Source organism: Aurantimonas sp. HBX-1, assembly GCF_021391535.1.
In the GTDB taxonomy this organism is placed as follows: domain Bacteria; phylum Pseudomonadota; class Alphaproteobacteria; order Rhizobiales; family Rhizobiaceae; genus Aurantimonas.
This window is the reverse complement of sequence record NZ_CP090066.1, coordinates 3,507,675-3,533,931: the sequence shown is the minus strand read 5'-3', so window position 1 is coordinate 3,533,931 and position 26,257 is coordinate 3,507,675. Positions and strand designations below refer to the sequence as shown.

Here is a 26,257-nt window from a genome sequence, read left to right as displayed (position 1 = left end):
TCTCTCCTCTGTCGCCCGTCGCGACGGCGTCGCGCGACGGTCCGCGCCTCAGGCGTCGGGGTCGGGACGATCGTGATCCGGGCGGGCGTCGGTGCTCCAGGAGCCGCCGATATCGGCGAGCTGCGCCTCGATCACCTCGACGTCCAGCCTTATCGCGGAGCCGCCGGCAAAGACAAGCTCGACGGTCCCTGACGGCGCCGTCGTCTCGGTGAAGCGGATGGCGAGGAGCACCAGCACCTGGTCGCTCGCCGCCAGATCGAGATTGAGCCGCTGCACCTGCCGCACCCGGTCGAAATGCATGACCGCCCGCCGGCGCTCGTAGCTGGACCTTGCGAACACCCGGAAGCGCTTGCGCTCCCGCGCGGCCTCCCAGACGAAGCGATTCATCTCCATGACGAACTGCCCGGTGTGGGCGCGGAAGTGGCAATCCTTCAGCTTGACGACGGCGTCCTGGCAATGCGCCGAGATGATCGCAAGGTCGTCGGCGTCGACGGCGAGAAGGCGCAATTGGTCCATGTCGCGCGGCTATCCGTTTCCTGGGGGCGAACCGCCCCGTGTCAGCATGACGCGCCGCACATAGAGCAGCCGGCGGCGATAACAACGCAACCCGGGCAAGCGGTCGCGTCTGCCGCCCCTGCGAGCGGCGCATGAGCGGGCGTTAACCCTTTGCGTCTATCGTCGCGGGCGACGAGACGAAGCGATTGCGGGACGAGTTCAGATGCAGGACGAACGCGGTGGTTTCGAAGGCCAGCTCCGCCCGACGGCCGCGCGGTTCCAGGCGCTCGACGGGTTGCGGGGCATCTGCGCCCTCCTGGTGGTGCTGTTCCATGCCCCGGTCTCGGGCGCGGTCTACGCGTCGAGCTTCTTCCGCCACGGCTTCCTGTTCGTCGACTTCTTCTTCGTCCTCTCCGGCTTCGTCATCGCGCACGCCTTCCACGACAGCCTCCGGGACAAGCGGAACGGGTTCGATTTCCTGCGCGGCCGCCTGTTCCGGGTCTATCCGCTGCACCTCTTCATGCTGGCGCTGTTCGTCGGGTTCGAGCTGTTCCTGTATCTCACCCGCGGTCCCGGCGAAGCGTTCCAGGCCGGCAACGGGCCGGTGGCGCTCGTCCACAATCTCCTGATGACGCATTCCTTCGGGGTCCTCGACACGCTCGGTTGGAACTATCCGAGCTGGAGCATCTCGGCCGAACTCCTCGCCTACGGCCTGTTCGCGCTGGTGGTGGTCACGGCGCCGCGCGCGCTGCTGCCGCTGATGGCGGTCTGCATCGTCGCCGGCATCGTCGTCATCGGCGCTGCGGAGGGGACCATCGACACGACGGTGGGCTACGGCTGGCTGCGCTGCCTGGTCGGCTTCTCGCTCGGCGCCATCGTCCGGCTGGTGCTCTGGCCGCGTAGCGAGCCGGTCGTGCCGGCCGACCAGCGCCTCGTCTGGACGCTGACGGAGCTTGCCGCCGTGACGATGGTCGCGGTGTTCGTCACGGCGCTGGGCGGCACCATCCTGTCGCTGGCCGCGCCCTTCGTCTTCGCCTTCGCGCTTTACGTCTTCGCCCACGAGGGCGGACTGGTCAGCCGCCTGCTGCGGTCGCGGCCCGCGACCTATCTCGGCCTCGTCTCCTACTCGGTCTATCTCACCCACGCCTTCGTCATCTCGCGCGTCGAGAACGTCGCCACCGTGGTGGCCGGCAAGACCGGCTGGTCGATCTTCTCGACCGGCGTCGACGGCAAGCGCCTGCTCGGCGCGAGCGAGGGCCAGGCATTGCTGGCGCTCTGCCTGATCGTCGGCGGCACCCTGGTCTTCAGCGCACTCACCTGGCGCTTCGTCGAGCGGCCGGGCATGGCGCTCGGCCGGCGCCTGCGCGAGAGGCGGGCCCGCGCAGCGCGGGTGGAGCGCACGCTCTCCGGCCGCGCCGGCCTGTCAGCCGCCGACTGAGCGCCTCATCGCTGCAGCCTGTGGCAGGACAGCAGGCGCAGCCCGGCGACGGCGATCCACAGGATCATCCAGATCGGGTTCGCGCGCTCGAACAGGAAGCTCTCCAGGAACGAGTTGAGCAGCAGGAAGGCGAGGATCATCAGGAACAGGTCGGCCAGTCGCTGGTCTTCCGGCCCGCCGCCGATCCGGACGTAGTCGCGCAGCGGCAGGAGCACCAGCACCAGCACGGCGAGGCAGAGGCCGGGCCAGCCGGTCGCCAGCGCCACGTCGAGGAAGCCGTTGTGGCCGTTGGGGCTGGAGCGCGGGTCCCAGGCCAGTTCGAAATTGCGCTCTGCCCCATAGGCGACGTTCGTCTGCCAGAAGGAATTCAGCCCGAAGCCGGTCCATTCCCGCCCCTGGAACAGCTCGAGCGCGAAGCGCCAGAGATCGGTCCGGCCGGTGAAGGTGGTGCCGGGCAGGATCGCCTGGAGCAGCGAATCGAGGGTCGGCGACAAGACCGTTCCCAGCGTCAAAAGGCCCATGGCGGCCACGGCGGCGCCCACCGCCAGCGCCGGCAGCAGCCTGCCGCCGGACAGCCTGAGGAAGATCACCAGGCAGGCGACCGTCGGCAGCAGCGCCGTCGCGGTCTTCGAGCCGGTGTTGAGGACGAACAGCAGCGACAGGCCGGTCACCAGCAGTCCGGTCCACCGCTGGCCGGCCCGGAACAGATAGAGCCCGCAGAAGAACAGGGCGCCCATCACCGCGCCGGCGACGTTCTTGTGGCTGTAGATGCCGCGCCAGAGGCCCGCATGCTGCGGCTCCGTCCCGCCGCCATCGTGGATGGCGGCGCCAGGCATCAGGACGATGCCGGCATAGGAGAGGCCGAGCACGGCGAGCGCCGCGATGGCGAGGCAGATGCGGAAGGAGCGCGCGTCGCGCGGCAGCGACAGCGCGCCCGTGGCGGCGATCATCGCAAGGACGGTGAAGGCCGCCGTCCGCAGCGCGTTCTGCGGGCTGTAGGCGTAGAGCGCGGCGACGACCAGCCATGCAGCCATCAGCAGCCAGGCCGGCCGCAGCAGCGACAGCGCCACTCTCCGGTCGGTGAACATTACGTGCCCGGCCAGCGCCAGCGCCGCCAGCGAGGAATAGCCGAGCTGGTTGACGATGTCGCCGGCGTTGCGATTGCCCTCGAACGACAACTCGAAGGGCGAGAACGTCATCAGCAGCAGCGTCAGCAGGCCGGCGCCGAGGACGAGGCGCGTGGCGTCGAGCAGCCACGAGCCGGCTGGATCGCGGGCCGCGTCAGTTCTGGTCGGGACGGCGATATTGCTCATTGACGATCCCGAATTCCGCGAGCAGGCGGCCGATCGCCACCTGCATCGGATAGAGGCCGGCGACGGCCGAGCCGGTCCGTGCCGCGAGCGCCGCCGACCGGAACGGCGAGGCGGCGAGCAGGGCGGCGCTCTTGGCGAGGCGCCGGACGCTGCCGCGGCGGCCGCCCTGCCGACGGCGCTCGATGATCGAGGACAGTGCGCCGTTGCGCATGCCGCGGGCGTTGAGCCAGGAGAATTCCATCCGGCGCGGCGGCGTGGTCTCGTGGACCGGCGCCTCGGCGCACCAGCCGAAGCTGAAGCCGCGCTCCCGGCAGCGCGAATAGAAGTCGCTGTCGCCGCCGCCGATGAAGTTGAAGGCGGTGTCGAGGAAGGGCGCGCCCATCGTCTCCAGCACCGCGCGGCGGATCAGCACGTTGCCGGAGGAGTAGAGGATCGGCACGGGACCGGTGACCGCGTAGTGCGGCACGAACACCGGGTGCCTCAGCACCCCGCGGCCGGCCTGCTTCTCGAAGACCGGGATCTGCGGGCCGCCGACGATGTCGGCCGGCAGGCACTCCGCCGTCGCCACGAGCCGCTCCAGCCAGTCGGGACCGGCCAGTTCGTCGTCGTCGATCACGGCGAGGTAGCGCATCGACGGAAAGCGCTCGAGTGCCGTTGCCCAGCCGGCATTGTAGGCCGAGCAGTTGCCGCGCGCATGCGCGGTGATGACCAGCCCGGCGAGCGCGCCGCCGGCAAACAGCGGATCGGCGGCACGGCGGCCTTCGCCGCCCTCGTCGTCGTTCTCGATGACGATCACCGCGAAGCGGTGCGACGTCTCCTGGGCCTGAAGCGACGCCAGCGTGCGCAGGAGATGCTCCGGCCGCCGGAAGGTCGGCAGCGTCACCACCACGTCGAACCCCTCGCCGGAAAGGCCGGGAGACACGCGTTCGATGCTGACGGCTTCGTTCATTCGGGCACCGGTGATGGACGATCGTCCCCGATCAACAACAGAAGAAGGTGAAGAAACCATCGCCTGAAGGACGCAATCGGCGCTCATGCCGCCGATTTGGCCGGCACGCCGGTCTCTTTACGGGTATTTGCAGGGCCGGATTAGGGCAATCGCAATCTCAGGCTGCGATGCTGCGCGGGATCCGAGGCGAACCGGGCTGGATAGGGCTGTGCATCTTCTGTTCGTTTCATCGCTACTGCCGTCGGAGAACCCGACGACGGGTTTCGAGCTCGCCAATCGCGCGATCATCGCGGCGTACCGGCGCCAGGGCGTCAGGCTGAGCCTTGCGGGCTTCCGCCGGCACGACAGGGGCGGGACGGCGGTGCCGGCGGGCTCGATCTGCCTCGGCGACATCGCGCTGGAGAATGCCGGGGCGGGAAGGGTGCAGAAGGCGCGGTGGCTGGCCTCCGCCATCGCCAGGGGGCTGCCGGTGACGGCCGCCAAGCTGGCCGGCCTGTCGCGGCGGCATCTCCTGGCGCGCCTTGCCGAGGCCGGGCCGTTCGACGGGCTCGTCCTCAACTCGCTGCAGATGCCGACGGCCTATCCCTTCCTGACGGCGTTTCCGGCAATCTTCGTCGCACACAATGTCGAGCACCGCTCGGCCGAGGAAAACGCCGCCAATGCCGGCAACCGCGCTACGCGCCTGCTCTACCGCCGCGAGGCGGCACTGCTGAAGCGGGCGGAGGCGCGGCTCTGCCGCGAGGCGGCCGTGGTGCATACGCTGAGCGCCGAGGATGGCGCCGGCCTCGGCCTTGCCGGCGACCCGAAATGCGTGCCGCTGGCGATGACGGTCGGCCACGGCCGCACCGCCGACGACGGCCGCCGCGATCACGACATCGGGCTGATCGGCACATGGAGCTGGGCGCCGAACCGGGTCGGCCTCGACTGGTTCCTGGCGGAGGTGGCGCCGCGGCTGCCGTCCGACATGACGGTCGCCATCGCCGGCCGGCTCGACGGGCCGCCGCCCGCAACGCCCTCGAACATCGCGTTTCTCGGCCGGGTCGACGACGCGCAGCGCTTCGTGCGCGCCTCGCGGGTGCTGGCCCTCGCCACCAAAGGCGGCACCGGCGTGCAGCTGAAGACCATCGAGGCCTTCGAGGAAGGCATGCCGGCCGTCGCAACGCCGCAGGCCCTGCGGGGCGTCGCGGCGCTGCCGGCCAATGTCGACGTCGCGGACGACCCGGCGGCGTTCGCCGCCTTGCTCGCCGCACGCGTCGCGGCGGAACGGGAAGGTGGCGGCAACCGGCTCGACGGAAGCGACTTTGCCGCCTCGCAGCAGCAGGCGCTCGACGCCGGCATCGCGGCGGGACTGGCGCATTTCTCCCGCGGCCTCGCCTTCGAGCGCCGGATGTTCGGCGAGGGCGCGAGACTCCGGCCGGCGCTCGCCGGAGACCCGCGTTGACGGCGATGACGCCGCCGCGCTCGGCCGCATCGGCGCCGGAGGCCCTGCCGGTCCGGACCCTCGCCGGCATTGCGGTCGCCGACGCCACCGGCGAAGCGGTTATCGGGGTGCTGGACGCGCTGCTCGCCGCCGGTCACCCGACGCGTCTCGCCTTCCTCAACGCCCACTGCGTCAATCTCGCCCGGCGCGATGCACACTACCGGGAGGCGTTGGCGCAGTTCCTGGTCCTTCCCGACGGGGTCGGGATCGACATCGCGGGTCGGGTTCTCCACGGCGCCGCCTTCCGCGAGAACCTCAACGGCACGGATTTCGTGCCGCGCCTGCTCGCCGGGCTGGGCGGTCCGCTGCGGGTCGCGCTGGTCGGCGGGGCGCCCGGCGTGGCGGAGCGGGCGGCGGAAAGGCTCGCCGCTTCGATTCCCGCGCATGTCTATATCCCGGTCTCCGACGGCTATTTCGGCGCGGACCGCGCGCCCGTGCTGGCATCGCTGGCGGCCGAGCGGCCGGACATCGTGCTCGTGGCGATGGGCGTGCCGGCGCAGGAGCTGTTCATCGCCGAGCATCTCGACGCCCGCCACGGCCGGCTGTTCGTCGGCGTCGGCGCGCTGTTCGATTTCCTCGCCGGCAATGTCGCGCGGGCGCCCCGGGCCGTCCGCGCCCTGCGGCTCGAATGGCTCTGGCGGCTGGCGCTCGAGCCCGGCCGGCTGTGGCGCCGCTACATTCTCGGCAATCCGCTCTTTCTGCTGGAGATTTTGCGCGATAGGTTGCGGCGGAATCGGACCGCGGCCTGACGTCAGCCGGTGGGTGATGTCGGAGGAAGCTTGCAGACAGCCATCGTAACGTCGAGCTATCGCGGCGACTTCGAGCGATGCCGGCTGCTCTGCGAGAGCATCGATCGCCGGGTCACCGGCCACACGCGCCACCTCATCCTGGTCGAGGCGCGCGACGTGGCGCTGTTCCGCAGTCTTGCCGGTCCGCGCCGCGAGATCGTCGACGAGCGCGACCTCCTGCCCGCCTGGCTGCGTCCGTTTCCCGATCCGCTGTCGCTCGGGCGCCGGCGCTTCTGGCTGTCGCCGAAGGGCCCGCCGCTGCGCGGCTGGCATGTGCAGCAGCTGCGCCGCATCGCCATGGCGGCGGCGCTGGACGAGACGGTGATGGTCTCGGTCGATTCGGACGTGGTGTTCCTGCGTCCGTTCGACGTCGCCTGGTTCGAGGAGGGCGGCAGGGTGCGGTTCTACCGCCGGCCCGGCGCGCTGGCGACGCTGGCGCCCGGCGCCCGCGAGGAGCATCGCAAGTGGTCGCGCAAGGCGGGGCGGCTGCTCGGCATCGAGGAACCCGAGGAAACCGACACCGTCTATATCGCCACGCTGATCGCCTGGCGCAGCGACAGCGTCCGCGACATGCTCGCCCGGATCGAGGACCGGACCGGCGGTTCCTGGGCAGCGGCGCTGGCGGCTACCCGCGCGCTGTCCGAATGCACGCTCTACGGGCGCTTCGTCGACGAGCTGGAGCGGCGGCCGGACCGGCATCTGCCCGGCGATATCGACCTCTGCCACATGTACTGGACGGGAGCGGCCCTCGGCGCCGAGGCGCTGACGGATTTTGCCAGCCAGCTTGAGCCGCATCAGGTGGCGGCGGGGATCCAGTCCTTCACCGGGACCGAGCCCGGCCTCATTCGCCGGGCTGCGGGACTGGCGTGACGGCGCGCCTCGCCCGGGGCGGGCGCGACCAGTCCAGCGCCGCGTAGGTCGCCGCGGCCGAGACGATCCACAGCGCGAAGAACAGCCCGTTGAGCCCGAGCACCAGGCCTTCGGCCGTCGGGACCGTGCGCAACAGCATCACCAGAAAGCCCGCCTTGATCAGCCCGACGATCGCCAGGATCAGCGCGCGCAGCGTGGTTCGGCCGCGGGCGTAGAGCAGCTCGCTCTCGTATTCGATGAGGTTGCGGAACGCCGGCACGGCGAGGGCGGCGAGGACCAGCGGCGCGGCGTCGGCGACGTTGTCGCCGAGCGCCGTCGGGAAGACGTGGAGGAAGCCGCCGAGGGCGGCAAGGCCCGCGATCGAGACCACGGCGACGCCCGCCTCGACGCCCCAGCGCACCGGCCAGCGGCCGACCAGCGCCGGGTTGCGCATCATGCGCTGCACGATCATCGTGTTGAAGGCGCGGATCGGCAGTGCCGTCAGGTCGATCAGCCGCATCAGGATGGCGTAGATGCCCGCCGCCTGCGGGCCGCCCAGCGACAGCACCAGCAGCTTGTCGAGTTCCGACTGCAGATAGAAGATCACTTCCGCCCCGGCGACCGAGACGCTGTCGCGCCAGCGCGCGAGGTAGAGTTCCGGGCGAAAGCGCAGCGGTTGGCGCGGATAGTAGAACAGCACCGCGAGCACCGCCGCGACCGCGTTGGCGCCGAGATAGGCCAGCGACCAGGTCGCCAGCGAGCCGCCGCCGAGGAGCAGGAAGCCCACCGCCGCCGCCGCCCGGATCGCCGAGCCGGCGATGACGATGATCGCCCCGCGCGCGAAGCGCCCGAGGCCGTTGTTGACGATGGTGACGATCTCCAGGCTGCGCCAGCACAGCACCTCGGCCGCGATGATCGCGGCGAACGCGCCGATGCCCATCTCGCCATGGAAGAAGAACAGGTAGAAGCCGGCGGCCGCGATGGCGACCAGCGGCAGCGACAGGGCGAAGGCCGCCAGCAGACCCGCCGTGTAGGCCCCGATCAGCCGCGAACGCGCGGTCGCCACCCGGTAGAGCGGCGAGACGAAGCCGAAGCCGGCGATCCGCGACAGCACGATGCCGGTGGCCGAGGCGGTGGCGAAGAGGCCGAAATCGCCGACCGACAGCGCGTTGGCGACGCAGACGAAATAGGCGAGCGACAGCACCAGCCGGCCGGCCGAGCCGGACAGCAGCGAGGCGTAGTCGCGCATCAGGTTTAGGTTGCCCTTAAGCCTTCCTGTCCACACTGCGATCGCCGCCATTCACGCTTCCTGGGGATAGGGCCATCGATGATCACGCATCGGCATCCAGTCGGGCACCGCCCGGCCGCAGTCGGCGGCGCGATTGTGCCGGAAGATCGCCCGGCCGCCCATCCCACCAGTAGCGCGGCACTCTTAACGCGGCGTTCCTTCATGGCGGCCGGAGCGGGACTGCTGGTTGCCGGCGCCGCCGATCGCAAGGCGGCGGGCGCGCCCGTCGCCGCGCCGCGCCGCGTCCCGCTGGGCGGCGCCATCCAGGCCGAGTATTTCGACGCCGATCCGGCCTATCGCCAGGCGTTTCTCGACCACTGCGACCTGATCATGCCGATGAACGAGCTGAAGTTCGACCAGATCCGGCCGACGCGCGACGCCTGGAACTTCGAGCCCGCCGACCGGCTGGTGGAATTCGCCCTGGAGAATGGCCGCCAGTCGCGCGGCACCTGCCATGTCTGGTGGAACGCCATGCCCCCCTGGGTCGAGGCGATCGACGATCCGGCCGAGGCCGAGGCCGCGCTTGTCGAACATGTCGAGCGGGTCACCGACCGCTATCGCGGCAAGCTCGCCGGCTGGGACGTCGTCAACGAGGTGATCGCCCACGACCCGCAGCAGGAGGGCCCGCTGCGCCGCACCGGCTGGCTGCGCAAGCTCGGTCCGCGGCACATCCCGATCGCCTTCGCCGCTGCCGCGCGGGCGGATCCGGCGGCGCGGCTGGTGATCAACGACTATGACCTCGAATTCGTCGGCCCGCGCTTCGACGCCCGCCGCGACGTGATGCTGTCGATCGTCCGGCAGCTGCAGGATGGCGGCGTCGCGGTGCACGGCGTCGGCATGCAGGGGCATCTCTATGCCGACCGCCAGGTCGACGGGCCCGGCCTCGAGCGCTTTAACCGCGAACTCGACGCGCTCGGCGTCGGGCTGCTGGTGACGGAGCTCGACATCATCGACTGGCACGGCCCCGCCGAACCGCAGGCGCAGGACGCCACCGCCTATCGGCTGGTCTCCGACCTGCTCGACGCGCTGTTTGCCTGGAAGCCGCCCGAGGCGGTGATCGTCTGGGGCATCAGCGACCGCTACAGCTGGATCCCGGCGGTCCTGCCGCGACCGGACGGCGCGCCCCAGCGGCCCTTGCCGCTCGATGGCGATATGGTACCAAAGGACTGGATGCGGCTGCTCGACGAGCGGTTGCGGCAGGGTCGCTGAGTATCGTCCCGTCTTAACCGTTTATTGAGCATAAAGGACGATTTTTGGCGTCTCGGGAGCGGCCTTGTCGTAAGGGCGCTTGGCGAAGCGGTGGCAGCCCATGTTCTCGAATTCCAGCATTCCCGGTACCCCAGACACTGCTCGCCACGATCGCCGGGCCGCGCCGCCGGCACCGTCCTCGCTTCTCGACCCGGTCTACATCATCCGCTCGGTCTGGGCGTCGAAGTGGCTGATCGCCTTCACCACCATCGTGGGAATCCTGATCGCCGCGGCCGTGGCGCTGTCGACCCCCAAGGAATACACGGCGACCACCGAGATCCTCGCCGATCCGCGCGACATCAAGGTCGTCGCCAACGAGGTGACGCCGAACGGCCTGCCTTCCGACGCGACGCTGGCGCTGATCGAGAGCCAGATGGCGGTGATCTATTCCAACGACGTGCTGGGCCGCGTCGTGGACGAGGCAGGCCTGGTGTCGGACCCGGAGTTCAACGGCACCGCCGAAACCGCCTTCGGCTCGCTGATGGCCTCGTTCGAAGGCCTGTTCGGCGACCAGGAGCAGATCGACACCCGCCGCCGCCTGCAGACCATCGCCAATTTTCGTGAGGCGACCACCGTCAGCCGCGATCCGAAGAGCTTCGTCCTCAATCTCAGCGTCGAGACATGGGACCCGGAGAAGTCGGCGCAGCTGGTGAACCGGGTCGCCGAGACCTTCATCGACCAGCTGGGCCGGGTGCAGTCCTCGACGGCGCGGCGCGCCAGCGACGCCCTGTCCTCGCGCCTGGCCGAACTGCGCCAGTCGGTCGTCGCGGCCGAGCGTGCGGTGGAGGAGTACAAGTCGGCAAACGGGCTGGTCGGCGTCAACGGCCGCCTGGTGGACGACGACTACATCCTGCGCATGAACGACCAGCTGGCACGGTCGCGCAGCGACATCACCGCGCTGCGGGTGCGTGCCGAGCAGATGGCCAATGCCAGCGTCGACGCGGTCGTCGAGGGCTCGTTCCCCGAGGAACTGACCTCGGAGGCCCTCAGCCGCCTGCGCAATACCTATTCCGAGCTCGCCCAGCAGACGGCGAGCCTTGCCGTGACGCTCGGTCCGCGGCACCCGCAGCTGCTGGCCAGCCGGCAGGCGCTGGAGTCGGCCCGCAGCGCGATCAGCCAGGAGGTCAGCCGCATCGTCGCCGCGGCGCAGACCGAGCTCTCGCGCGCCGAGGAGACCAACCGCAATCTCACCGCCCAGATCGACGATTTGAAGACCAAGCAGGTCGCCACCAGCGAATCCTTCGTCAAGCTGCGCGAGCTCGAGCGCGAGGTGGAAGCCTCGAGGGCGGTTTACGAGGCGTTCCTGCTCCGGGCCCGCGAGACCGGCGAGCAGGAGATGCTGAATACCGCCAATGTCCGGGTGATCTCCTCGGCGACGCCGCCGCTGGAGCCGTCCAGCGTTCCGCGCCGGGCGGTGGTGCTGATCGGCGCCGTCCTCGGCCTCATGGTGGGCGTCGGGCTGGCGGTGCTCTGGGCGGTCATCGTGCTCGTCCGCAGCATGCCGGCCTCGCGCCCGGTGGCCCCGGCGGCGCCGATCGCGACCACCCTGCGGCTCCCGGACGCGACGGCCGGCTTCCGGCCGAGCGTGCTCGCCGGCGCCGGCGAGCTGCGACGGGAACGCCCGGCCGAGGCGGAGACGGCGGAAGCCAAGGCCGAGGCTTCGGCCGACAGGGAGGACGACGTCGCCGCCACCGTGACCGAGCCGCTGGCACCGCCGACGGCGCCGCAGGCTCCGGCCAAGGCCGACCTGCCGGCGCAGGAGCCGGAGACCGAGGACTCCGAGGCGGAAGAACCCGCGGCCCCGGTGGAACGCCGTCGCACCTTGCGGGAGCGCATCCAGGCGCTGGCCGCGGAACATCCCGCGCCAGCCAATCCGAGCCTTGCGATGATCGAGGAAGACGCCGAGGTCGAACGCCTCCAGGAGGACATCGCGGCGGTGAAGCGGCACATCGCCGAGATCCGCAGCCGACGCCAGGCCGTCTGAGCAGGGCGCGCCGCCGAAGATACCAAGCCGTCCGAGGAACGCCGACCCCCAAAAGGGGTCGGCCCGTCAGAAGACGCTGGCGCCCTGGTCGGCGGTGCCGACGGCCGAGCGGAAGGCGGCGAAGAGCTCGCGGCCCATGCCGAACTCGTTGCCCGACAGGTCCGGCTGCTCGGGCATGCGTGCCTCGAACTCGGCCGCATCGATCAGCACTTCCAGCGTTCCGGCCTCGCCGTCGAGCCGGATCATGTCGCCCTCGCGGATCCGGGCGATCGGCCCGCCGGCCTTGGCCTCCGGCGTCACGTGGATCGCCGCCGGCACCTTGCCGCTCGCCCCCGACATCCGCCCGTCGGTGACCAGCGCGACGCGGTGGCCGCGATCCAGCAGCACGCCGAGCAGCGGCGTCAGCTTGTGCAGTTCCGGCATCCCGTTGGACTGCGGCCCCTGGAAGCGCACCACGGCGACGAAATCCGTGTTCAGGGCGCCGGTATCGAACGCTGCTTTGAGGTCGTTCTGGTCGTGGAAGATCTTTGCCGGCGCCTCGACGACGCGCCGCTCCGGCTTGACCGCGGACACCTTGATCACCGCCTTGCCGAGATTGCCGGTGAGCATCCGCACGCCGCCATTGGAGGAGAAGGGCTGGTCCGCGGTGGTCAGCACCTTCGGGTCGCCGCTCTCGCGCGGCGCGTCGGTGCGGACCACCGACTGGCCGTCCCCGCCGAGCTTGGCTTCGACGGCGTAGGCGCGCAGCCCGGCGCCCCAAGCGGTGCGCACGTCGTCGTGCAGCAGCCCGCGGTCGAGCAGTTCGCGGATCAGGAAGCCCATGCCGCCGGCGGCGTGGAAATGGTTCACGTCGGCAAGGCCGTTCGGATAGACGCGCGCCAGCAGCGGCGTTACGTCCGACAGGTCGGAAATGTCCTGCCAGCTGAGCTTGATCCCGGCCGCCGCGGCCATCGCGACGAGATGCATCGTGTGGTTGGTCGAGCCGCCGGTGGCGTGCAGCCCGACGACGCCGTTGACCACCGCCCGCTCGTCCACCACGAGGCCGGCGGGCGTGTATTCGTTGCCGAGGGCGGTGATCGACAGGGCCCGCCGCGTCGCCTCGCGGGTCAGCGCGTCGCGCAGCGGCGTGTTGGGGTTGATGAAGGACGAGCCCGGCGTGTGCAGGCCCATGATCTCCATCAGCATCTGGTTGGAGTTGGCGGTGCCGTAGAAGGTGCAGGTGCCGGGGCCATGATAGGACTGCGACTCCGCCTCGAGCAGCGCGTCGCGTCCGACCTTGCCCTCGGCGTAGAGCTGGCGGATGCGGCTCTTTTCGTCGTTGGGCAGGCCCGAGGTCATCGGTCCGGCCGGGATGAAGATCGCCGGCAGGTGGCCGAAGGTGAGCGCGGCGATGACGAGGCCCGGCACGATCTTGTCGCAGACGCCGAGATAGACGGCAGCGTCGAACATGTCGTGGCTGAGGCCGACGGCAGTCGCCATGGCGATGACGTCGCGCGAGAACAGCGACAGTTCCATGCCCGCCTGGCCCTGGGTGACGCCGTCGCACATCGCCGGGACGCCCGAGGCGACCTGCGCCGTGGCGCCGACCGAGCGCGCCGTCTCGCGGATGATCTCCGGGTAGCGCTCGAACGGCTGATGCGCCGACAGCATGTCGTTATAGGCGGTGATGATGCCGAGATTGGGCGTCGCGCCGGCCGACAGCCGTTCCTTGTCCGTCGGCCCGCAGGCCGCGAAGCCATGGGCAAGGTTGCCGCAGGTCAGCGTCGAGCGCTTCGGGCCGTCGCTCGCCTTCCGGCGGATGCGCGCGAGATAGGCGTCCCGCGTCGGCGCCGAGCGCTCGCGGATGCGATCGGTGATTTCTTCGATGCGGCGATCTGCGGTCATCGACGGAACCTCGTGAGATGCGGTTTCAGGGCGCCCAGAACACGGCCAGCTTGTCGTCCCGCGGGGCGCGCAGCACGGCGCGCACCGGCATTGCCTCGACCGGGCCAGGCCGAAGCGCTTCCTCGTAGACGGCAAGCTTCGCCTCACCCTCGATATGGAGGGCGAGGAACCGCGTGTCGACGATCAGCGGCAGGGTGAGGGTGACGCGCGGCTCGCCGGCGCCCGGCGCGCGGATCGCAGCGACCGGCTCGCGGGTCTGCGGATCGATGGCGGCGGCGAGATCGTCGGCTTCCGGAAAGAACGAGGCAGTGTGTCCGTCGGCGCCCATGCCGAGCACCGTCGCGTCGAACGGACGGGCGAGCCGCAGGAAGCGCAGGCGCAGTTCCTCGGCGACGTCTTCCGGCGCAGGTGCGTCGATGTAGAACGGCAGGAAATGCGCGTCGGCGGCGGGGCCGGCGAGCAGGTGCCGCCGCACCATGGCGGCATTGGAGCGTTCGCTGGTCTCCGGCACCCATCGCTCGTCGACCAGCGTGACGGTGACGCTGGCCCAGTCGATCTCGGTCGCCGCGAGGCATTCGAGGAAGCGCTTGGGCGTCGAGCCGCCCGAGACGGCAAGGGTCGCGACCCCGCGCGTCGCGATGGCGCCGGCGAGCACCGCCGCGACGCCCGCCGCCAGCGCCTCGGCGAGATCCTCGCGCGATTCGTAAGAATGGAAGGCGGGGGCGGCGCTCAAGACCGGCTCAATCCGGCTCGTGCCAGGTCCGGCCGTCGCGCTCGATCAGCGCGACGCCCGAGGACGGGCCCCAGGTTCCGGCCGTGTAGCCCTGCGGCTTCATGCCCTTCTCTTCCCAGCCGCGCAGGATGGGGTCGACCCATTCCCACGCCGCCTCGACCTCGTCGCGGCGCATGAACAGGGTCTGGTTGCCGCGGATGACGTCCATCAGCAGGCGCTCGTAGGCATCGGGGTTGCGCACCCCGAAGGAGGCGGCAAAGCTCATGTCGAGCGGCACGTGCCGCAGCCGCATGCCGCCCGGGCCGGGATCCTTGATCATCAGCCACTGCTTGACGCCCTCGTCGGGCTGCAGCCGCATGACCAGCTGGTTCTGGATGACGTTGCCGGCCGAGCCCGCGAAGATGTTGTGGGGGATCGGCCGGAAGGTGACGACGATCTCCGACATGCGCTCCGACAGGCGCTTGCCGGTGCGCAGATAGAACGGCACGCCGGCCCAGCGCCAGTTGCCGATCTCCGCTTTGATGGCGACGAAGGTCTCGGTGTCGCTGCCGCCATTGCCGAGATCCTCGAGATACGAGCGAACCGCCGCGCCCCCCGAGGCTCCCTGCTTGTACTGGCCGCGCACGGTGCGGGTCTCAACATTGCTCTGGTCGATCGGGCGAAGGGCGCGCAGCACCTTCAGCTTCTCGTCGCGCAGCGCGTCCGAATCCAGCGATGCCGGCGGCTCCAGCGCCACCAGGCACATCAGCTGCACGATATGGTTCTGCACCATGTCGCGCAGTGCGCCGGCCTTGTCGTAATAGCCGGCGCGGCCCTCGAGGCCTACGGACTCGGCCACCGTGATCTGCACGTGGTCGATATGCGCGGAGTTCCAGACCGGCTCGTAGAGCGCGTTGGCGAAGCGCAGCGCCATCAGGTTCTGCACCGTCTCCTTGCCGAGATAGTGGTCGATGCGGAAGACCTGCTCCTCGCTGAAATGCTCCCCGATGATGGCGTTGAGCGCCCGCGCGGATTCGAGGTCGCGGCCGACCGGCTTCTCGACGACCAGCCGGCTCTCCGGCGTGGCGAGGCCCTTTTCGCTGATCCGCGTGGCGATGTCGGCGAACAGCGCCGGGCCGACGGCCAAATAGAAGGCGCGGATGCGGGTCGGATCGGCTTCGTCGAGCAGGGCGCGCAGGCTGTCCCAGCCGCCATCCGCCTTGGCATCGATCTGGCGGTAGTGGAGCCGCGCCAGAAAGCGCTCGATCGCGCTCTCGTCCAGGTCGGCCGCGCCGACATGCTGGCGCAGCGCCTCCCGGGCGAAGGCCCGGTAGTCGTCGTCGCTGATCTCGCTGCGCGAGGCGCCGATGATGCGCGCTTCAGCCGGGATCTGTCCGTCGTGGTCGCGGTGATAGAGCGCCGGCAGGAGCTTGCGCTCCGCCAGGTCGCCATTGCCGCCAAAGACGACGTAGTCGAAGGGATCGACCGGAATGATCTGGCTGGACATGCTGTGTCCCTTGTCGAAAAGCGACGCGATCGCGAGGGATCAGCCCGCTCTTTAGTCTAATCGATTGAATAATTCCACCGCCGAGAGAAAATCGCCGAAAGCCCGGCGCAAGCGTCGGTCAGGGCAACTGTAGGGCCGTCGGGCCAGTCAGCCCGCGGCCTGCCGCCGGGCGTGTGCCCGCGCCAGCGCCGCCAGCATCTGGTGATCGGCGAACGGCTTCTTGATCGATTCCACCGGGCCGGCGTCCTCCGGCAGGTCCAGCACCTCGCCGTAGCCGGTGACGAAGATGAACGGGATGTTCTTGCGGTTGAGCGGCGAGATCAGCGGGAAGCTCGTCTCGGCGCCGAGATTGACGTCGAGCATCGCGAGGTCCACCGCCTCGGCGTCGATGATCGTCAGCGCGTCGGCGACGCTGGCCGCGGTGAACACCTTGGCGACGCCGTTGTCGAGCAGGATCTGCTCGGCATCGAGGGCGATGATCATGTTGTCCTCCACAATGAGGGCGTTGAGGCCGTGGAGGCTGCCGGTTTCGGTCATAGTGGCCGCTGTCTGGGGGGCTTCCCCGATACGGGGGCGGGGTGAGTCGCCGTCCCTGAGTTGATAGTGCGAGGCCGGCAGGCCGAAACGGGCCGACAAGCCGGACAGATGATAGTTGACCTCGGCTTCGCCGCCGAGATCGTGCGGGATCGAGCGCTCGATGATGGTCGAGCCGAAGCCGCGCCGGCTCGGCGGCGCCACCGGCGGCCCGCCCATCTCGCGCCAGTCGATCCGGCAGGTATCGTCGGCGTCGATATGCCATGCAACCGCGACCGAGCCGCTGGAATCCGACAGCGCGCCGTATTTCGCCGAGTTGGTTACCAGTTCGTGAAAGACCAGTGCCAGCGTCGAGAAGGCGCGCGCCTCGACGTCGACCTCCGGTCCCTCCAGACGCACGCGTCCGGCCTTGTTGCCGATATAGGCCTGCACCTCGGTCTGGATGATCTCCGAGAGATCCTGCGCGGCGAAATTCTGCTTGGTGAGCTGGTCGTGCGCCCGGGCCAGCGCCTGGATGCGGCCGCCGATGACCGCCGCGAACTCGTCGACCGTGCGGACACCGGGCCGGCTCTGGACGATCAGCGCGCGGATCAGGCTGAGGATGTTGCGCACCCGGTGGTTCAGTTCGGCTATCAGCAGTTCCTGGCGCTGCGCCGCGAGCGACTGCCGGCGCTCGGTCTCCTCGTTGAAGCGCAGCAGCACTTCCAGGATCGACACGCGCAGCGTCTCGGCCGCCTTGCGCTCGGCCTCGGTGAACGCCAGCGACTTGCCCCGCACGGTTTCCTGCCAGGCCTCGAAGCTCTTGCGCGGGGTCAGCCGCGCCCCGTTCGGTCCGGAGGCGGCGATCTTCGACGCCGGATTGCCGGCCCAGTGGATGGTCTGGACGAGCTCCTTGCGGAAGAACAGCAGATAGTCGCGCGGCGACCGTGAGATCGGGATCGCCAGGACGCCGGCGACGCGGTCGGCGTAGCCTTCGGCCGCCGGATGCACCGCCGCCAGTTCATCCGTGGCGTAGATCCGGCTCGCCGCGGCGCGGTTGAGAAAGCGTGCCAGCGCCGGCATGTCGTCCGGCAGCGGGCAATGGCCGAAGCTGCGCGCCGTGCCCTTGGCGTAGACGGCAAAGCCGTGGCAGGGCACGATCTGCCGCAGGTCGTCGGCGAAGTCCGCCAGTGCCTCGACCGACGGCGTCGCCGAGACGATCTTGCCGACGAACCGGTCGTGCAGGTCGCGCACCGCTTCCTCCGCGCGCCGCTGCTCCTTCTGCAGCCGCGCCTCGATGATCAGGGCGATCATCTGGCCGAACAGTTCCGTCGTACTGCGCAACTCCATCGCCAGGTGGCGCGGGCTGTAGTGGTGCAGGGCAAAAAGTCCCCAGAGCCGGCCGTCGATGACGATCGACACCGAGAAGGAGGCGGAGACGCCCATGTTCTTCAGATACTCGATGTGGATCGGCGAGACCGCGCGCAGCAGCGACAGCGAGAGATCGAGCGTCTCGCCGTTCGGATCGAGGCCCGGCTCGATCGGCACCGGCTCGGCGAGCACGTCGGCGATGATACGGATCTGGTTGCGCACGTAGAGGGCACGGGCCTGCTGCGGAATGTCCGTCGCGGGATAATGCAGGCCGAGGAAGCTCTCGAGGCCGCTGCGCGCCGATTCGGCGACGACCTCGCCGGACTTGTCCTCGGCGAAGCGGTAGAGCATCACCCGGTCGAAGCCGGTCACGGCACGCAGCTGCCGCACGCTTTCCCGGAAGAGGCCGTTCAGATCGTCGGTACGCTGGATCCGCGCGATCAGGCTCTTGACCAGCGTGCCGGGATTGGTCGTCGGCCGTTCGGCGGAGGGCTCCGCCTCGATGACGATCGAATGCCCGCTGACATGCACGGCGACGTCGAACAGCCGGCCGGTGCCGAGGAGGTCGAAGCCGAACAGCCGCTCTGAGCCTTCGTTGTGGGTCAGCAACTGCAGCCGGCCGCGGATCGCATGCATCGCGCCGGGCGGCAGCAGCGTATCCAGCGGCTCGCCGAGCAGCGTATCGGGCGAGCCGTCGACGAAGCTTCCGACATTCGCCGAGACGTGCTGGATCATCCAGTCCATCGAGGCGGCCACGAGAAAGCCGAAGTCCTGGATCCGGCCGAGCCGATGGATCGGTTCGCGGTCGCAATTGGTCAGGTCGACGGCGAACTGCGTGGGGTCGTCGCTGTGGTTCAAGACGGGGCGGTCTCCGGTTGCGTACGGCGACAGGCGTCGTCGAAAGCAGCTTCGAACAGGGCGAAGGCGGCTTGCGCCGCGGCGCCAGCCCTCTGCCGGGCGCTCTCCGACACGACCCGGCCGGACAGGGCATCCATGCGGTCGCCGAACGGGTCGGGGGCGGCGGCGCCGGCAAGATAGGCGGTCGAGATGCCCGGCCACCGCCGTGCTAGATTCTTCGCGATGAACTCCCGATGAATGAAGCGGGCGCCCAGCCGCGAGCCGTCGAGCACGTAGACCAGCCCCGCCGCTTCCGGCAGGTCCGTGCCGCCGAGTTGCAGCGGCGCGGGATCGACGGGGACGAGGTCCATCGCCCGGATGTCCTGCGACAGTGCGGCCAGCAACGGCTCGCGCCGGGCCAGCAGCGGCTCGCCGAGGCGTTGCGTGATCACGGCCAGTGCCGACTCGAGCGTCGTGTGGCAGGCGTGGTTCATGCGGATGAAGCGGTGGTAGAAGGTGGCGTCGCCGGCCTCGGTCATGCCGAGGAAGTGCCGGTCGAGCCGCTGATGCGACGAAGCGGTCGTCTCCCGTAGCAGGGCGCGCAGGGACGAGGCCGCGCGGGTTTGGCCCGGGCCGGGCTTCTCAACAGGACGGATCGCCACATCGTTCATCAGGAGCAAGGAAATGCCTTGAAAAGGCAGGCCCTTCAAGGTCATCGCGGGCGGTTGCGCCGCCCCGCGCCGCGGCCCAGGGGGTCGGCGGCAAGGTAGATGGGGCCGACGACGCGCATTCGCCAGTGCCCCCAGGCACGCCGGCAATCCGACGCTGCCTCGTTGCATCCTGCAACCTTCTCGAAACTACTGAAACGACTGCGAAAAGTCCCGGGGCGGGATTTCATGTCCGAGCCGTTGCTTGTCGCGTCAGCGGACATGACGGCGCCGGTTATCGTTTAGCCGGAAACGAAAATAGTCTCGCTACCTTAGAGCCGGTCCCGCAGGGAAAACCACGTCATCGCGAGGAACAGCAGCGGCGAGCGCAGCCGGCGACCGCCGGGGAAGGCGGGGATCCGCAGGGCTTCGAATGCGGCGAGCCCGTCGCGGTTGCCGCCGCTTACCCGGTCGGCATAGAGCCGCCCGGCGAAATTCGCCAGCATCACGCCGTGGCCGGAATAGCCGCCGATGGTCGTGATCCCCGGCTCCACCTCGCGCACATAGGGCAGGCGCTCCATCGTGATCCCGACGGACCCGCCCCAGGCGTGGGTCAGCCGGACGCCCGCGAGTTGCGGATAGACCTCGGCGATCTGCTTGCGCAGGTGGCGGGTGATGTCGCCGGTCGCTGCAGTGTAGGCCTCGCGGCCGCCGAACAGCAGGCGGCCGTCGCCGCTCTTGCGGAAATACCGGACGACGAAGCGGGAATCGGCGCAAGCCTCGCCGCCGGCAAGGATCGCGCCCGGATCGTCCAGCGGCTCGGTGGCGCCGATGAACGAGCCGATCGGCATGACATGCGCGTCGACATCCGCGTTGAGACCCGTTCCGTAGGCGTTGACGGCGATCAGCGCACGGTCGGCGGTGACCTCGCCGGCCGCGGTGCGGGCGACGATCCGGCCGCCGCGGCGCTCCAGGCTGGCGACGCGCGTCGTCTCGAACAGCAGGGCGCCGGCCGCGGCCGCGGCCCGGGCGCTGCCGACGACCAGCTTCATCGGGTTGAGATGCGCCGTGCCCGTATCGCGGATGCCGCCGAAATAGCGGGTCGAGCCGAGCCGCTCGGCGGTCTCGGCCGCGTCCATGAAATGCGCGTGCGGATAATCGTAGCGTGTAGCGAGGTCCTCGACCTCCGCCCGGTATTCGTCGAGGTGGCGCCGCTTGTGGACGACGTTCAGCTGGCCACGGCCGAGATCGACGTCGAGATCGTTGGTCGCGATGAAGTCGAGGAGATGCGCCTTGGCCTCCTCGGCGAGGTCGAACAGCGCCCTGGAGCGCTCGTAGCCGTAATCGGCCTCGATCTCCTTCGGCCACAGCCGCTGGCCGGTGCCCATCTGGCCGCCATTGCGCCCGGAGGCGCCGTCGCCGAAGCGGTGGGCTTCGAGCACCGCGACCCGGACCCCGCGCTGCGCCAGGTGCAGGCCGGCGGACAGGCCGGTGAAGCCGCCGCCCACCACCACGACGTCCACCGACAGGCTCTCGGCGAGCGTCGGGTAGGACGGCCGCTCGACGCTGTCCTCGTACCAGGAGCGTCCCGGCGCGATGGGGGACTGGTAGGGAGCCAAGCGATCAGACCTGCAGCAGCAGGAACTCGCGCTCCCAGGGGCTGATCACCTGCATGAAGGTCTCGTGCTCGCCGCGCTTGATGCCGGCATAGGTGCCGACGAAGGACCGTGAGAACACCTCGTGGAAGGCGGTCTCCGCCTCGAACGCGGCGACCGCCTCGAGCAGGCCGCGCGGCAGCGAGATGCCGCCGTCCTCGTTGACCGTCTGGTCGGTTGGCTCGTCCGGGCGCAGCCCGGAGACCATGCCGAGATAGCCGCAGGCGAGCGACGCCGCGATGGCGAGATAGGGATTGGCGTCGGAGGAGGGCAGCCGGTTCTCCACCCGCCGGCCGGCCGGGTCGGAGGTCGGCACGCGGAAGGCGGTGGTACGGTTGTCGAAGCCCCAGGCCGTGTTGGTCGGCGCGCTCATCCCGTAGGTCAGGCGGCGATAGGAGTTGACGTAGGGCGCCATCATGATCAGCGCCGCCGGCACGTAGCGCTGCATGCCGCCGATGAAGTGGAAGAACAGCTCCGAGGGCGTGCCGTCCTCGTTGGAGAAGACGTTGCGGCCGGTGCGCGCGTCGTTGACCGACTGGTGGATGTGCATCGCCGAGCCCGGCTGGCCCTGGATCGGCTTGGCCATGAAGGTCGCGTAGATGTCCTGGCCGAGCGCCGCCTCGCGGATCGTGCGCTTGAACATGAACACCTGATCGGCGAGTTCCAGCGGGTCGCCGTGGCGCAGGTTGATCTCGAGCTGGGCGGCGCCCTCCTCGTGGATCAGCGTGTCGATCTCCAGGCCCTGCCGGTCGGAGAAGTCGTAGATGTCGTCGATCAGCTCGTCGAACTCGTTGACGCCGCCGATCGAGTAGGACTGGCCGCTCTGGATCTGCCGGCCGGAGCGCCCGATCGGCGGCACCAGCGGGTAGTCGGGGTCGACGTTCTTGGAGACGAGGTAGAACTCGATCTCCGGCGCGACGACCGGCTTCCAGCCGCGGTTCTCGTAGAGCGCCATGACGCGCTTCAAAACGTTGCGCGGCGTGTAGCCGACGGCGGCGCCGGACTGGTCGACGAGGTCGCAGATGACCTGCGCCGTCGGATCGTTCTCCCACGGCACCAGCGCCAGGGTGGAGAGGTCCGGCACCAGCTTCAGGTCGCCGTCGTTCGGCGAATAGCGGAACTCGCCGCTCTCCTCGGGATACTCGCCGGAGATCGTGTGCATGAACAGCGCCGAGGGCAGCGCCAGCGAGGTCTCGCCGACGAACTTCTTCGCCGGCATCATCTTGCCGCGCGCGACGCCGGCGAGATCCGGCGTGATGCATTCGAGGTCCTCGATGTCGCGGGCGGCCAGCCACTCGGTGGCTTCCTGCATCGAGCGCACGCCGCGCTTGGATTCCAGAAAGGCGCGGGTCTCGTCCGGCGACAGCTTGAGATGGCCGATGTCGCGCTTCACGGGCATCGGCGCGCCTTTGATCGGGCTTGCCTCGTTGCCGCTGCCTTTCGGGCGCGGGGCGCGACGGTCGAGTCGCGCGGGAACCGGGGAACGGGGCGGTTTCGTCCTTGTCGTGTCGGGCATGCAGTCCTTCGCGGGGCCGTTCGGCAGCCACGAGCATAGCCGGCCACGGAAGGCGTGGGAAGGCGAAACGGGCCGCGAGGATGCGCGGCCCGGTGTTTGTCCCTCGGTCGCCGGGGGGCCTGCCTCAGGCGCCGGTCTTGACCACGACCGGAATCAGCAGGTCGCCCCAGTTTCCGTCGCCGCCGTGATGGCGGGCGGAACGCACCAGTTCGACCGAGACGCCGGATTCCACCGCCTTCATCACCGACTGGTTGAGCCGGTGCAGGTCGTTGGCGAGCATGCGGATCGCCGCCTGCTGCGCCTCGTCCATCGCCGAGGACTGCTCCTCGGCGCGCTCCTTCACCCGGGTGCGCGGACGCTCGTCGTTATGGCTGATCGTGGCACTCATCGTTTCTCTCCCGTTGTTCCTGCCGAACGATCCCGGGGCAGGGCGCGGTGCCCGTCCCGGGCTTCGTGCCTATTCGGCCGCTTCGCTCATCGGCGCGCCGGCCTTGAACTGCGCGCTCTCGGTGGATTCGCCCATCGCGGTGGTCGAGGACCGGCCGCCGGTGATCGCCATCGACACCGCGTCGAAATAGCCGGTGCCGACCTCGCGCTGGTGCTTGGTGGCGGTGTAGCCGTCGGCCTCGGAGGCGAACTCGGCCTCCTGCAGCTCCGAATAGGCGGCCATCTGCCGGTCCTTGTAGCCGCGCGCCAGCTCGAACATGCCGTGGTTCAGCTGGTGGAAGCCGGCGAGCGTGATGAACTGGAACTTGTAGCCCATCGCCCCGAGTTCCTTCTGGAACTTGGCGATCGTCGCGTCGTCGAGGTTCTTCTTCCAGTTGAAGGAAGGCGAGCAGTTATAGGCGAGCAGCTGGTTCGGGTGCTCCTTGCGCACCGCCTCGGCGAAGCGCCTTGCCTGCTCGAGATCGGGCTTGGAGGTCTCGCACCAGATCAGGTCGGAATAGGGGGCGCAGGCGATTGCCCGGGCGATGCAGGGCTCGAGCCCGTTCTTCACCCGGTAGAAGCCTTCCGGCGTGCGGCCGGAATCGTAGTCGACGAAGGGCTGGTCGCGCTCGTCGATGTCCGAGGTGATCAGCTTGGCGGCTTCCGCATCGGTGCGGCAGATCACCAGCGACGGCACGCCCATCACGTCCGCCGCGAGGCGTGCCGCGGTGAGGTTGCGGATATGCGCCTGGGTCGGGATCAGCACCTTGCCGCCGAGATGGCCGCACTTCTTCTCCGACGCCAACTGGTCCTCGAAATGCACGCCCGCGGCGCCCGCCTCGATGAACGCCTTCATGATCTCGAAGGCGTTGAGCGGACCGCCGAAGCCGGCCTCGGCATCGGCAACGATCGGGGCGAACCAGGTCTCGACCGACATCTTGCCCTCGGCGTGCTCGATCTGGTCGGCGCGCTGCAGGGTCCGGTTGATGCGCCGGCAAAGCTCCGGCGCGGCATTGGCCGGATAGAGCGACTGGTCGGGATACATCGAGGAGGCGGTGTTGCTGTCGGCGGCGACCTGCCAGCCGGAGAGGTAGATCGCCTTCAGTCCGGCGCGGACCTGCTGCATCGCCTGGTTGCCGGTCATCGCGCCGAGCGAATTGACGAAGTCTTCCGAATGGATCAGCTGCCAGAGGCGGTTCGCCCCATTCTCGGCCAGCGTGTAGCGAATCTGCAGGGAACCGCGCAGCCGCTGCACGTCCTCGACACTGTAGTCGCGGGTGACGTTGTCGAAGCGGCCTTCGGGGGCCGAGGGGACGAGATTGTAAAAGTCGGTCATGGCAGGCGATCCTCTGGGTTCGTCTCCGCCGCAGTGACATTCTGCGACAGCGTTCGAACGGGACGATGGCAGCCCCGGGCACCGCCTTCCAGCCGCGCAGTCCCGATGGAGCGGCGAAATCGGGTCGGCTTGTCGAAGGCTTCACAAGCTGCGCTTGTCAGTCTGTCACATTTGTCATAGAAATTTCCTCGGATCGCCGGGACGCCGAGCCCGACTCCGGCTCGTGTGGCGGCTCCGTCACAGTCGTTCGAATTTTCGCTAAAGCCCCGTTCCGCAACATAAATTGGCCGTCCGCTTCGATGATTCGAAACCTCCTTCTGCGAACGTTCACCCAGTCGATGGTGAACGAGCGAATGGATGATGGAGCGAACGATGCGTGCCGTGCGTACCGTGCTGAGCCTGCTGGGACTGATCCGCGACGAATCGCGCCGGCCATACCGTCCGGAGCGCTATTACATGCGCGGTCCCGGACCGGCGTGTTTGCGGCGCATGCAGGGCGGCGGGCCGCTCGCCCACTGAGGCGGGACGCGCTCCGCCGCGACCGCCCGGGCCGGGCTGTCCCGGCACTCTCCGTCCGCGACGGCCGGCCCTGATGGCCGAGAACAAGATCTTCGCCGGTCCGCGCATCCGCCGGATCCGCAACGGTCTGGGCCTGACCCAGACCGCGATGGCCGAGGCGCTCGGCATCTCGCCCTCCTATCTCAACCTCATCGAGCGCAACCAGCGTCCGCTGACGGTCCAGCTCATCCTGAAGCTGTCGCGGACCTACACGGTGGATTTCAGCGACCTGCAGGGCGGCGAGAAGCAGAACGCGCTGGCGGAACTGCGCGGGGTGTTCTCCGACCCGCTGCTGTCGGGCGAGCTGCCGGGCGAGCAGGAGCTGGTCGAGGTGGCGGACGCCGCGCCCAATGCCGCCGCCGGGATCGTCAAGCTCTACCGCGCCTATCGCGAGCAGCAGGCGCGGCTCTCGGACCTCTCGGTGCTGCTCGCGCGCGAGGGGCGGGAGACACGGCTCGCCGGGACGCGCCTGCCGATCGACGAAGTCCGCGAGATATTCGAGACGCGGCCGAACCATTTTCCCGCGATCGAGACCGCCGCCGAGCGCTTTCACCAGGCGCTGGCGCCGGGCGACGACCTGATGGCGGCGCTGAAGGCCTGGCTGCGCAGCGAGCACGACGTCTCGGTGCGGGTGCTGCCGGTGCAGACCATGCCGAACTGGCGCCGGCGCTTCGACCGCCATTCGCGCCGGCTGTTCCTGTCGGAGCGGCTGGCCACCGCCGACCGCCTGCGCGAGACCGCGATGGAGGCCTGCCTGCTCGCCTTCGGCGACGTGATCGCCGCCGAGAACGCGACCTTCGGCTTCTCCAGCGACGAGGCGCGCCGGCTCGGCCGCTTCGAGCTGCTGCGCTACGCGGCGCATGCGCTGATGATGCCCTATGCGGCGTTCCAGGCCGCCGCCCAGCGGGCAGCCTACGACGTCGACGTGCTTCGCGGCCGCTTCCAGGTCTCGTTCGAGCAGGCCGCCAACCGGCTGACCATGCTGCAGCGCCAGGCCGCGCCGGGCGTGCCGTTCTTCCTGCTCGAGGTCGACAATGCCGGCAACCGCTTCCGCCGTGCGGGCGCGCGAGGCTTTCCCGTGCAGCGCTTCGGCGGCGACTGCCCAAAGCTGCCGATCCACGCTGCCTTCGCCCAGCCGGGCCAGATCCTCGTCGAGGCGGCGCAGATGCCCGGCGGCGCGGAATTCCTGCTCGTCGCCCGGACGCTCGAGGGATTGCAGGCGGGATTCGAGGAAAGGCCGCGCCGTACCGCCATCCTGCTCGGCTGCGACATCGGCTTCAAGGACGAGACCGTCTACGGCCGCCATCTCGGCGCGACGCCGGTCCCCACCGGGATCGGCCCGGCCTGCCGGCTCTGCGAGCGCCAGGGGTGCCTCGCCCGGGCCGAGCCGCCGCTGACCCGCCCGCTCGGCCTCGACGAGATGGTCACCGGCCTGTCGGCGTTTGACTTCCAGTAGGCGGGGA

21 protein-coding genes are annotated in these 26,257 nt (G+C 69.5%); 8 read left to right on the top strand and 13 right to left on the bottom strand.

The window, feature by feature from the left end:
- Positions 1 to 48 precede the first annotated feature (48 nt).
- Positions 49 to 516: a DUF2948 family protein gene (locus tag LXB15_RS16700; protein WP_233949517.1), complete on the bottom strand. Its 468-nt coding sequence runs from the start codon at positions 514 to 516 to the stop codon at positions 49 to 51.
- Between the two features lie 202 nt (positions 517 to 718).
- On the opposite strand from LXB15_RS16700, the gene LXB15_RS16695 reads away from it, so the two are divergent.
- Complete coding sequence (locus LXB15_RS16695) at positions 719 to 1,933, top strand: acyltransferase (protein WP_233949516.1); 1,215 nt, start codon at positions 719 to 721, stop codon at positions 1,931 to 1,933.
- 5 nt (positions 1,934 to 1,938) lie between these two features.
- Here the strand turns inward: LXB15_RS16695 and LXB15_RS16690 are convergent, their stop codons facing one another.
- Positions 1,939 to 3,246: an O-antigen ligase gene (locus LXB15_RS16690; protein ID WP_233949515.1), complete on the bottom strand. Its 1,308-nt coding sequence runs from the start codon at positions 3,244 to 3,246 to the stop codon at positions 1,939 to 1,941.
- Positions 3,215 to 4,195, bottom strand: a complete 981-nt coding sequence (locus LXB15_RS16685; protein ID WP_233949514.1) for a glycosyltransferase family 2 protein — start codon at positions 4,193 to 4,195, stop codon at positions 3,215 to 3,217. Before LXB15_RS16685 ends, LXB15_RS16690 begins: the two co-directional genes overlap by 32 nt.
- Positions 4,196 to 4,403: 208 nt before the next feature.
- Here LXB15_RS16685 and LXB15_RS16680 point away from each other — a divergent pair, with 208 nt between their 5' ends.
- From LXB15_RS16680 to LXB15_RS16670, 3 genes are read left to right on the top strand one after another with little or no spacing between them, the layout of a single operon-like run.
- Complete coding sequence (locus LXB15_RS16680) at positions 4,404 to 5,636, top strand: glycosyltransferase family 4 protein (RefSeq protein WP_233949513.1); 1,233 nt, start codon at positions 4,404 to 4,406, stop codon at positions 5,634 to 5,636.
- A gap of 5 nt (positions 5,637 to 5,641) precedes the next feature.
- Positions 5,642 to 6,424: a WecB/TagA/CpsF family glycosyltransferase gene (locus LXB15_RS16675; protein WP_233953215.1), complete on the top strand. Its 783-nt coding sequence runs from the start codon at positions 5,642 to 5,644 to the stop codon at positions 6,422 to 6,424.
- A gap of 30 nt (positions 6,425 to 6,454) precedes the next feature.
- Entirely contained in the window at positions 6,455 to 7,333 is an 879-nt protein-coding gene (locus LXB15_RS16670; RefSeq protein WP_233949512.1) for a DUF6492 family protein, read from the top strand.
- On the opposite strand, the gene LXB15_RS16665 is transcribed toward LXB15_RS16670, so the two are convergent.
- A complete protein-coding gene (locus LXB15_RS16665; RefSeq protein WP_233949511.1) occupies positions 7,305 to 8,612 on the bottom strand; it encodes a lipopolysaccharide biosynthesis protein in 1,308 nt (435 codons plus the stop codon). The genes LXB15_RS16670 and LXB15_RS16665 overlap by 29 nt on opposite strands.
- A gap of 150 nt (positions 8,613 to 8,762) precedes the next feature.
- Here LXB15_RS16665 and LXB15_RS16660 point away from each other — a divergent pair, with 150 nt between their 5' ends.
- Both LXB15_RS16660 and LXB15_RS16655 read left to right on the top strand, forming a co-directional pair.
- Positions 8,763 to 9,809 (top strand): endo-1,4-beta-xylanase, encoded by a 1,047-nt coding sequence (locus LXB15_RS16660; RefSeq protein WP_233949510.1) that lies wholly within the window; start codon positions 8,763 to 8,765, stop codon positions 9,807 to 9,809.
- A 100-nt stretch (positions 9,810 to 9,909) separates the two neighbouring features.
- Positions 9,910 to 11,832 carry a GumC family protein gene (locus LXB15_RS16655; protein WP_233949509.1) on the top strand — a complete coding sequence of 641 codons (1,923 nt, stop codon included), beginning with the start codon at positions 9,910 to 9,912 and terminating at the stop codon, positions 11,830 to 11,832.
- Between the two features lie 66 nt (positions 11,833 to 11,898).
- Here the strand turns inward: LXB15_RS16655 and edd are convergent, their stop codons facing one another.
- The 9 genes from edd to aceA form a co-directional block, all read right to left on the bottom strand.
- The gene (gene edd, locus LXB15_RS16650; protein ID WP_233949508.1) at positions 11,899 to 13,716 is read right to left on the bottom strand and encodes a phosphogluconate dehydratase; all 1,818 of its coding nucleotides are present in this window, start codon (positions 13,714 to 13,716) and stop codon (positions 11,899 to 11,901) included.
- Between the two features lie 25 nt (positions 13,717 to 13,741).
- Positions 13,742 to 14,449, bottom strand: coding sequence for a 6-phosphogluconolactonase (gene pgl, locus LXB15_RS16645; protein WP_233949507.1), 708 nt, complete (start codon positions 14,447 to 14,449; stop codon positions 13,742 to 13,744).
- A 7-nt stretch (positions 14,450 to 14,456) separates the two neighbouring features.
- Positions 14,457 to 15,935 (bottom strand): glucose-6-phosphate dehydrogenase, encoded by a 1,479-nt coding sequence (gene zwf, locus LXB15_RS16640; protein ID WP_233949506.1) that lies wholly within the window; start codon positions 15,933 to 15,935, stop codon positions 14,457 to 14,459.
- 147 nt (positions 15,936 to 16,082) lie between these two features.
- A complete protein-coding gene (locus LXB15_RS16635) occupies positions 16,083 to 18,677 on the bottom strand; it encodes an HWE histidine kinase domain-containing protein (RefSeq protein ID WP_233949505.1) in 2,595 nt (864 codons plus the stop codon).
- Positions 18,674 to 19,372 carry a biliverdin-producing heme oxygenase gene (locus tag LXB15_RS16630; protein ID WP_233949504.1) on the bottom strand — a complete coding sequence of 233 codons (699 nt, stop codon included), beginning with the start codon at positions 19,370 to 19,372 and terminating at the stop codon, positions 18,674 to 18,676. The genes LXB15_RS16635 and LXB15_RS16630 overlap by 4 nt, the downstream gene beginning before the upstream one ends.
- 263 nt (positions 19,373 to 19,635) lie before the next feature.
- The gene (locus LXB15_RS16625; RefSeq protein ID WP_233949503.1) at positions 19,636 to 20,922 is read right to left on the bottom strand and encodes an FAD-binding oxidoreductase; all 1,287 of its coding nucleotides are present in this window, start codon (positions 20,920 to 20,922) and stop codon (positions 19,636 to 19,638) included.
- A gap of 4 nt (positions 20,923 to 20,926) precedes the next feature.
- Positions 20,927 to 22,357: a glutamine synthetase family protein gene (locus LXB15_RS16620; protein ID WP_233949502.1), complete on the bottom strand. Its 1,431-nt coding sequence runs from the start codon at positions 22,355 to 22,357 to the stop codon at positions 20,927 to 20,929.
- Positions 22,358 to 22,598: 241 nt separating this feature from the next.
- Positions 22,599 to 22,862, bottom strand: a complete 264-nt coding sequence (locus LXB15_RS16615; RefSeq protein ID WP_233949501.1) for a hypothetical protein — start codon at positions 22,860 to 22,862, stop codon at positions 22,599 to 22,601.
- 69 nt (positions 22,863 to 22,931) lie between these two features.
- Positions 22,932 to 24,236, bottom strand: a complete 1,305-nt coding sequence (gene aceA / locus LXB15_RS16610; RefSeq protein ID WP_233949500.1) for an isocitrate lyase — start codon at positions 24,234 to 24,236, stop codon at positions 22,932 to 22,934.
- A 357-nt stretch (positions 24,237 to 24,593) separates the two neighbouring features.
- Here aceA and LXB15_RS16605 point away from each other — a divergent pair, with 357 nt between their 5' ends.
- Together LXB15_RS16605 and LXB15_RS16600 are read left to right on the top strand one after the other, a co-directional pair.
- Positions 24,594 to 24,755, top strand: coding sequence for a hypothetical protein (locus LXB15_RS16605; RefSeq protein WP_233949499.1), 162 nt, complete (start codon positions 24,594 to 24,596; stop codon positions 24,753 to 24,755).
- A gap of 73 nt (positions 24,756 to 24,828) precedes the next feature.
- Positions 24,829 to 26,250 carry a helix-turn-helix transcriptional regulator gene (locus tag LXB15_RS16600; RefSeq protein ID WP_233949498.1) on the top strand — a complete coding sequence of 474 codons (1,422 nt, stop codon included), beginning with the start codon at positions 24,829 to 24,831 and terminating at the stop codon, positions 26,248 to 26,250.
- Positions 26,251 to 26,257: the final 7 nt, after the last annotated feature.

Coding starts and splice junctions, on each gene's coding strand:
- LXB15_RS16665 (WP_233949511.1), bottom strand. CDS start 8,612: ATGGCGGCGATCGCAGTGTGGACAGGAAGGCTTAAGGGCAACCTAAAC.
- LXB15_RS16605 (WP_233949499.1), top strand. CDS start 24,594: ATGATGGAGCGAACGATGCGTGCCGTGCGTACCGTGCTGAGCCTGCTG.
- LXB15_RS16600 (WP_233949498.1), top strand. CDS start 24,829: ATGGCCGAGAACAAGATCTTCGCCGGTCCGCGCATCCGCCGGATCCGC.
- LXB15_RS16685 (WP_233949514.1), bottom strand. CDS start 4,195: ATGAACGAAGCCGTCAGCATCGAACGCGTGTCTCCCGGCCTTTCCGGC.
- LXB15_RS16615 (WP_233949501.1), bottom strand. CDS start 22,862: ATGAGTGCCACGATCAGCCATAACGACGAGCGTCCGCGCACCCGGGTG.
- LXB15_RS16695 (WP_233949516.1), top strand. CDS start 719: ATGCAGGACGAACGCGGTGGTTTCGAAGGCCAGCTCCGCCCGACGGCC.
- edd (WP_233949508.1), bottom strand. CDS start 13,716: ATGACCGCAGATCGCCGCATCGAAGAAATCACCGATCGCATCCGCGAG.
- LXB15_RS16700 (WP_233949517.1), bottom strand. CDS start 516: ATGGACCAATTGCGCCTTCTCGCCGTCGACGCCGACGACCTTGCGATC.
- LXB15_RS16675 (WP_233953215.1), top strand. CDS start 5,642: ATGACGCCGCCGCGCTCGGCCGCATCGGCGCCGGAGGCCCTGCCGGTC.
- zwf (WP_233949506.1), bottom strand. CDS start 15,935: ATGTCCAGCCAGATCATTCCGGTCGATCCCTTCGACTACGTCGTCTTT.
- LXB15_RS16660 (WP_233949510.1), top strand. CDS start 8,763: ATGGCGGCCGGAGCGGGACTGCTGGTTGCCGGCGCCGCCGATCGCAAG.
- LXB15_RS16655 (WP_233949509.1), top strand. CDS start 9,910: ATGTTCTCGAATTCCAGCATTCCCGGTACCCCAGACACTGCTCGCCAC.
- LXB15_RS16690 (WP_233949515.1), bottom strand. CDS start 3,246: ATGAGCAATATCGCCGTCCCGACCAGAACTGACGCGGCCCGCGATCCA.
- LXB15_RS16630 (WP_233949504.1), bottom strand. CDS start 19,372: ATGACCTTGAAGGGCCTGCCTTTTCAAGGCATTTCCTTGCTCCTGATG.
- LXB15_RS16620 (WP_233949502.1), bottom strand. CDS start 22,357: ATGCCCGTGAAGCGCGACATCGGCCATCTCAAGCTGTCGCCGGACGAG.
- aceA (WP_233949500.1), bottom strand. CDS start 24,236: ATGACCGACTTTTACAATCTCGTCCCCTCGGCCCCCGAAGGCCGCTTC.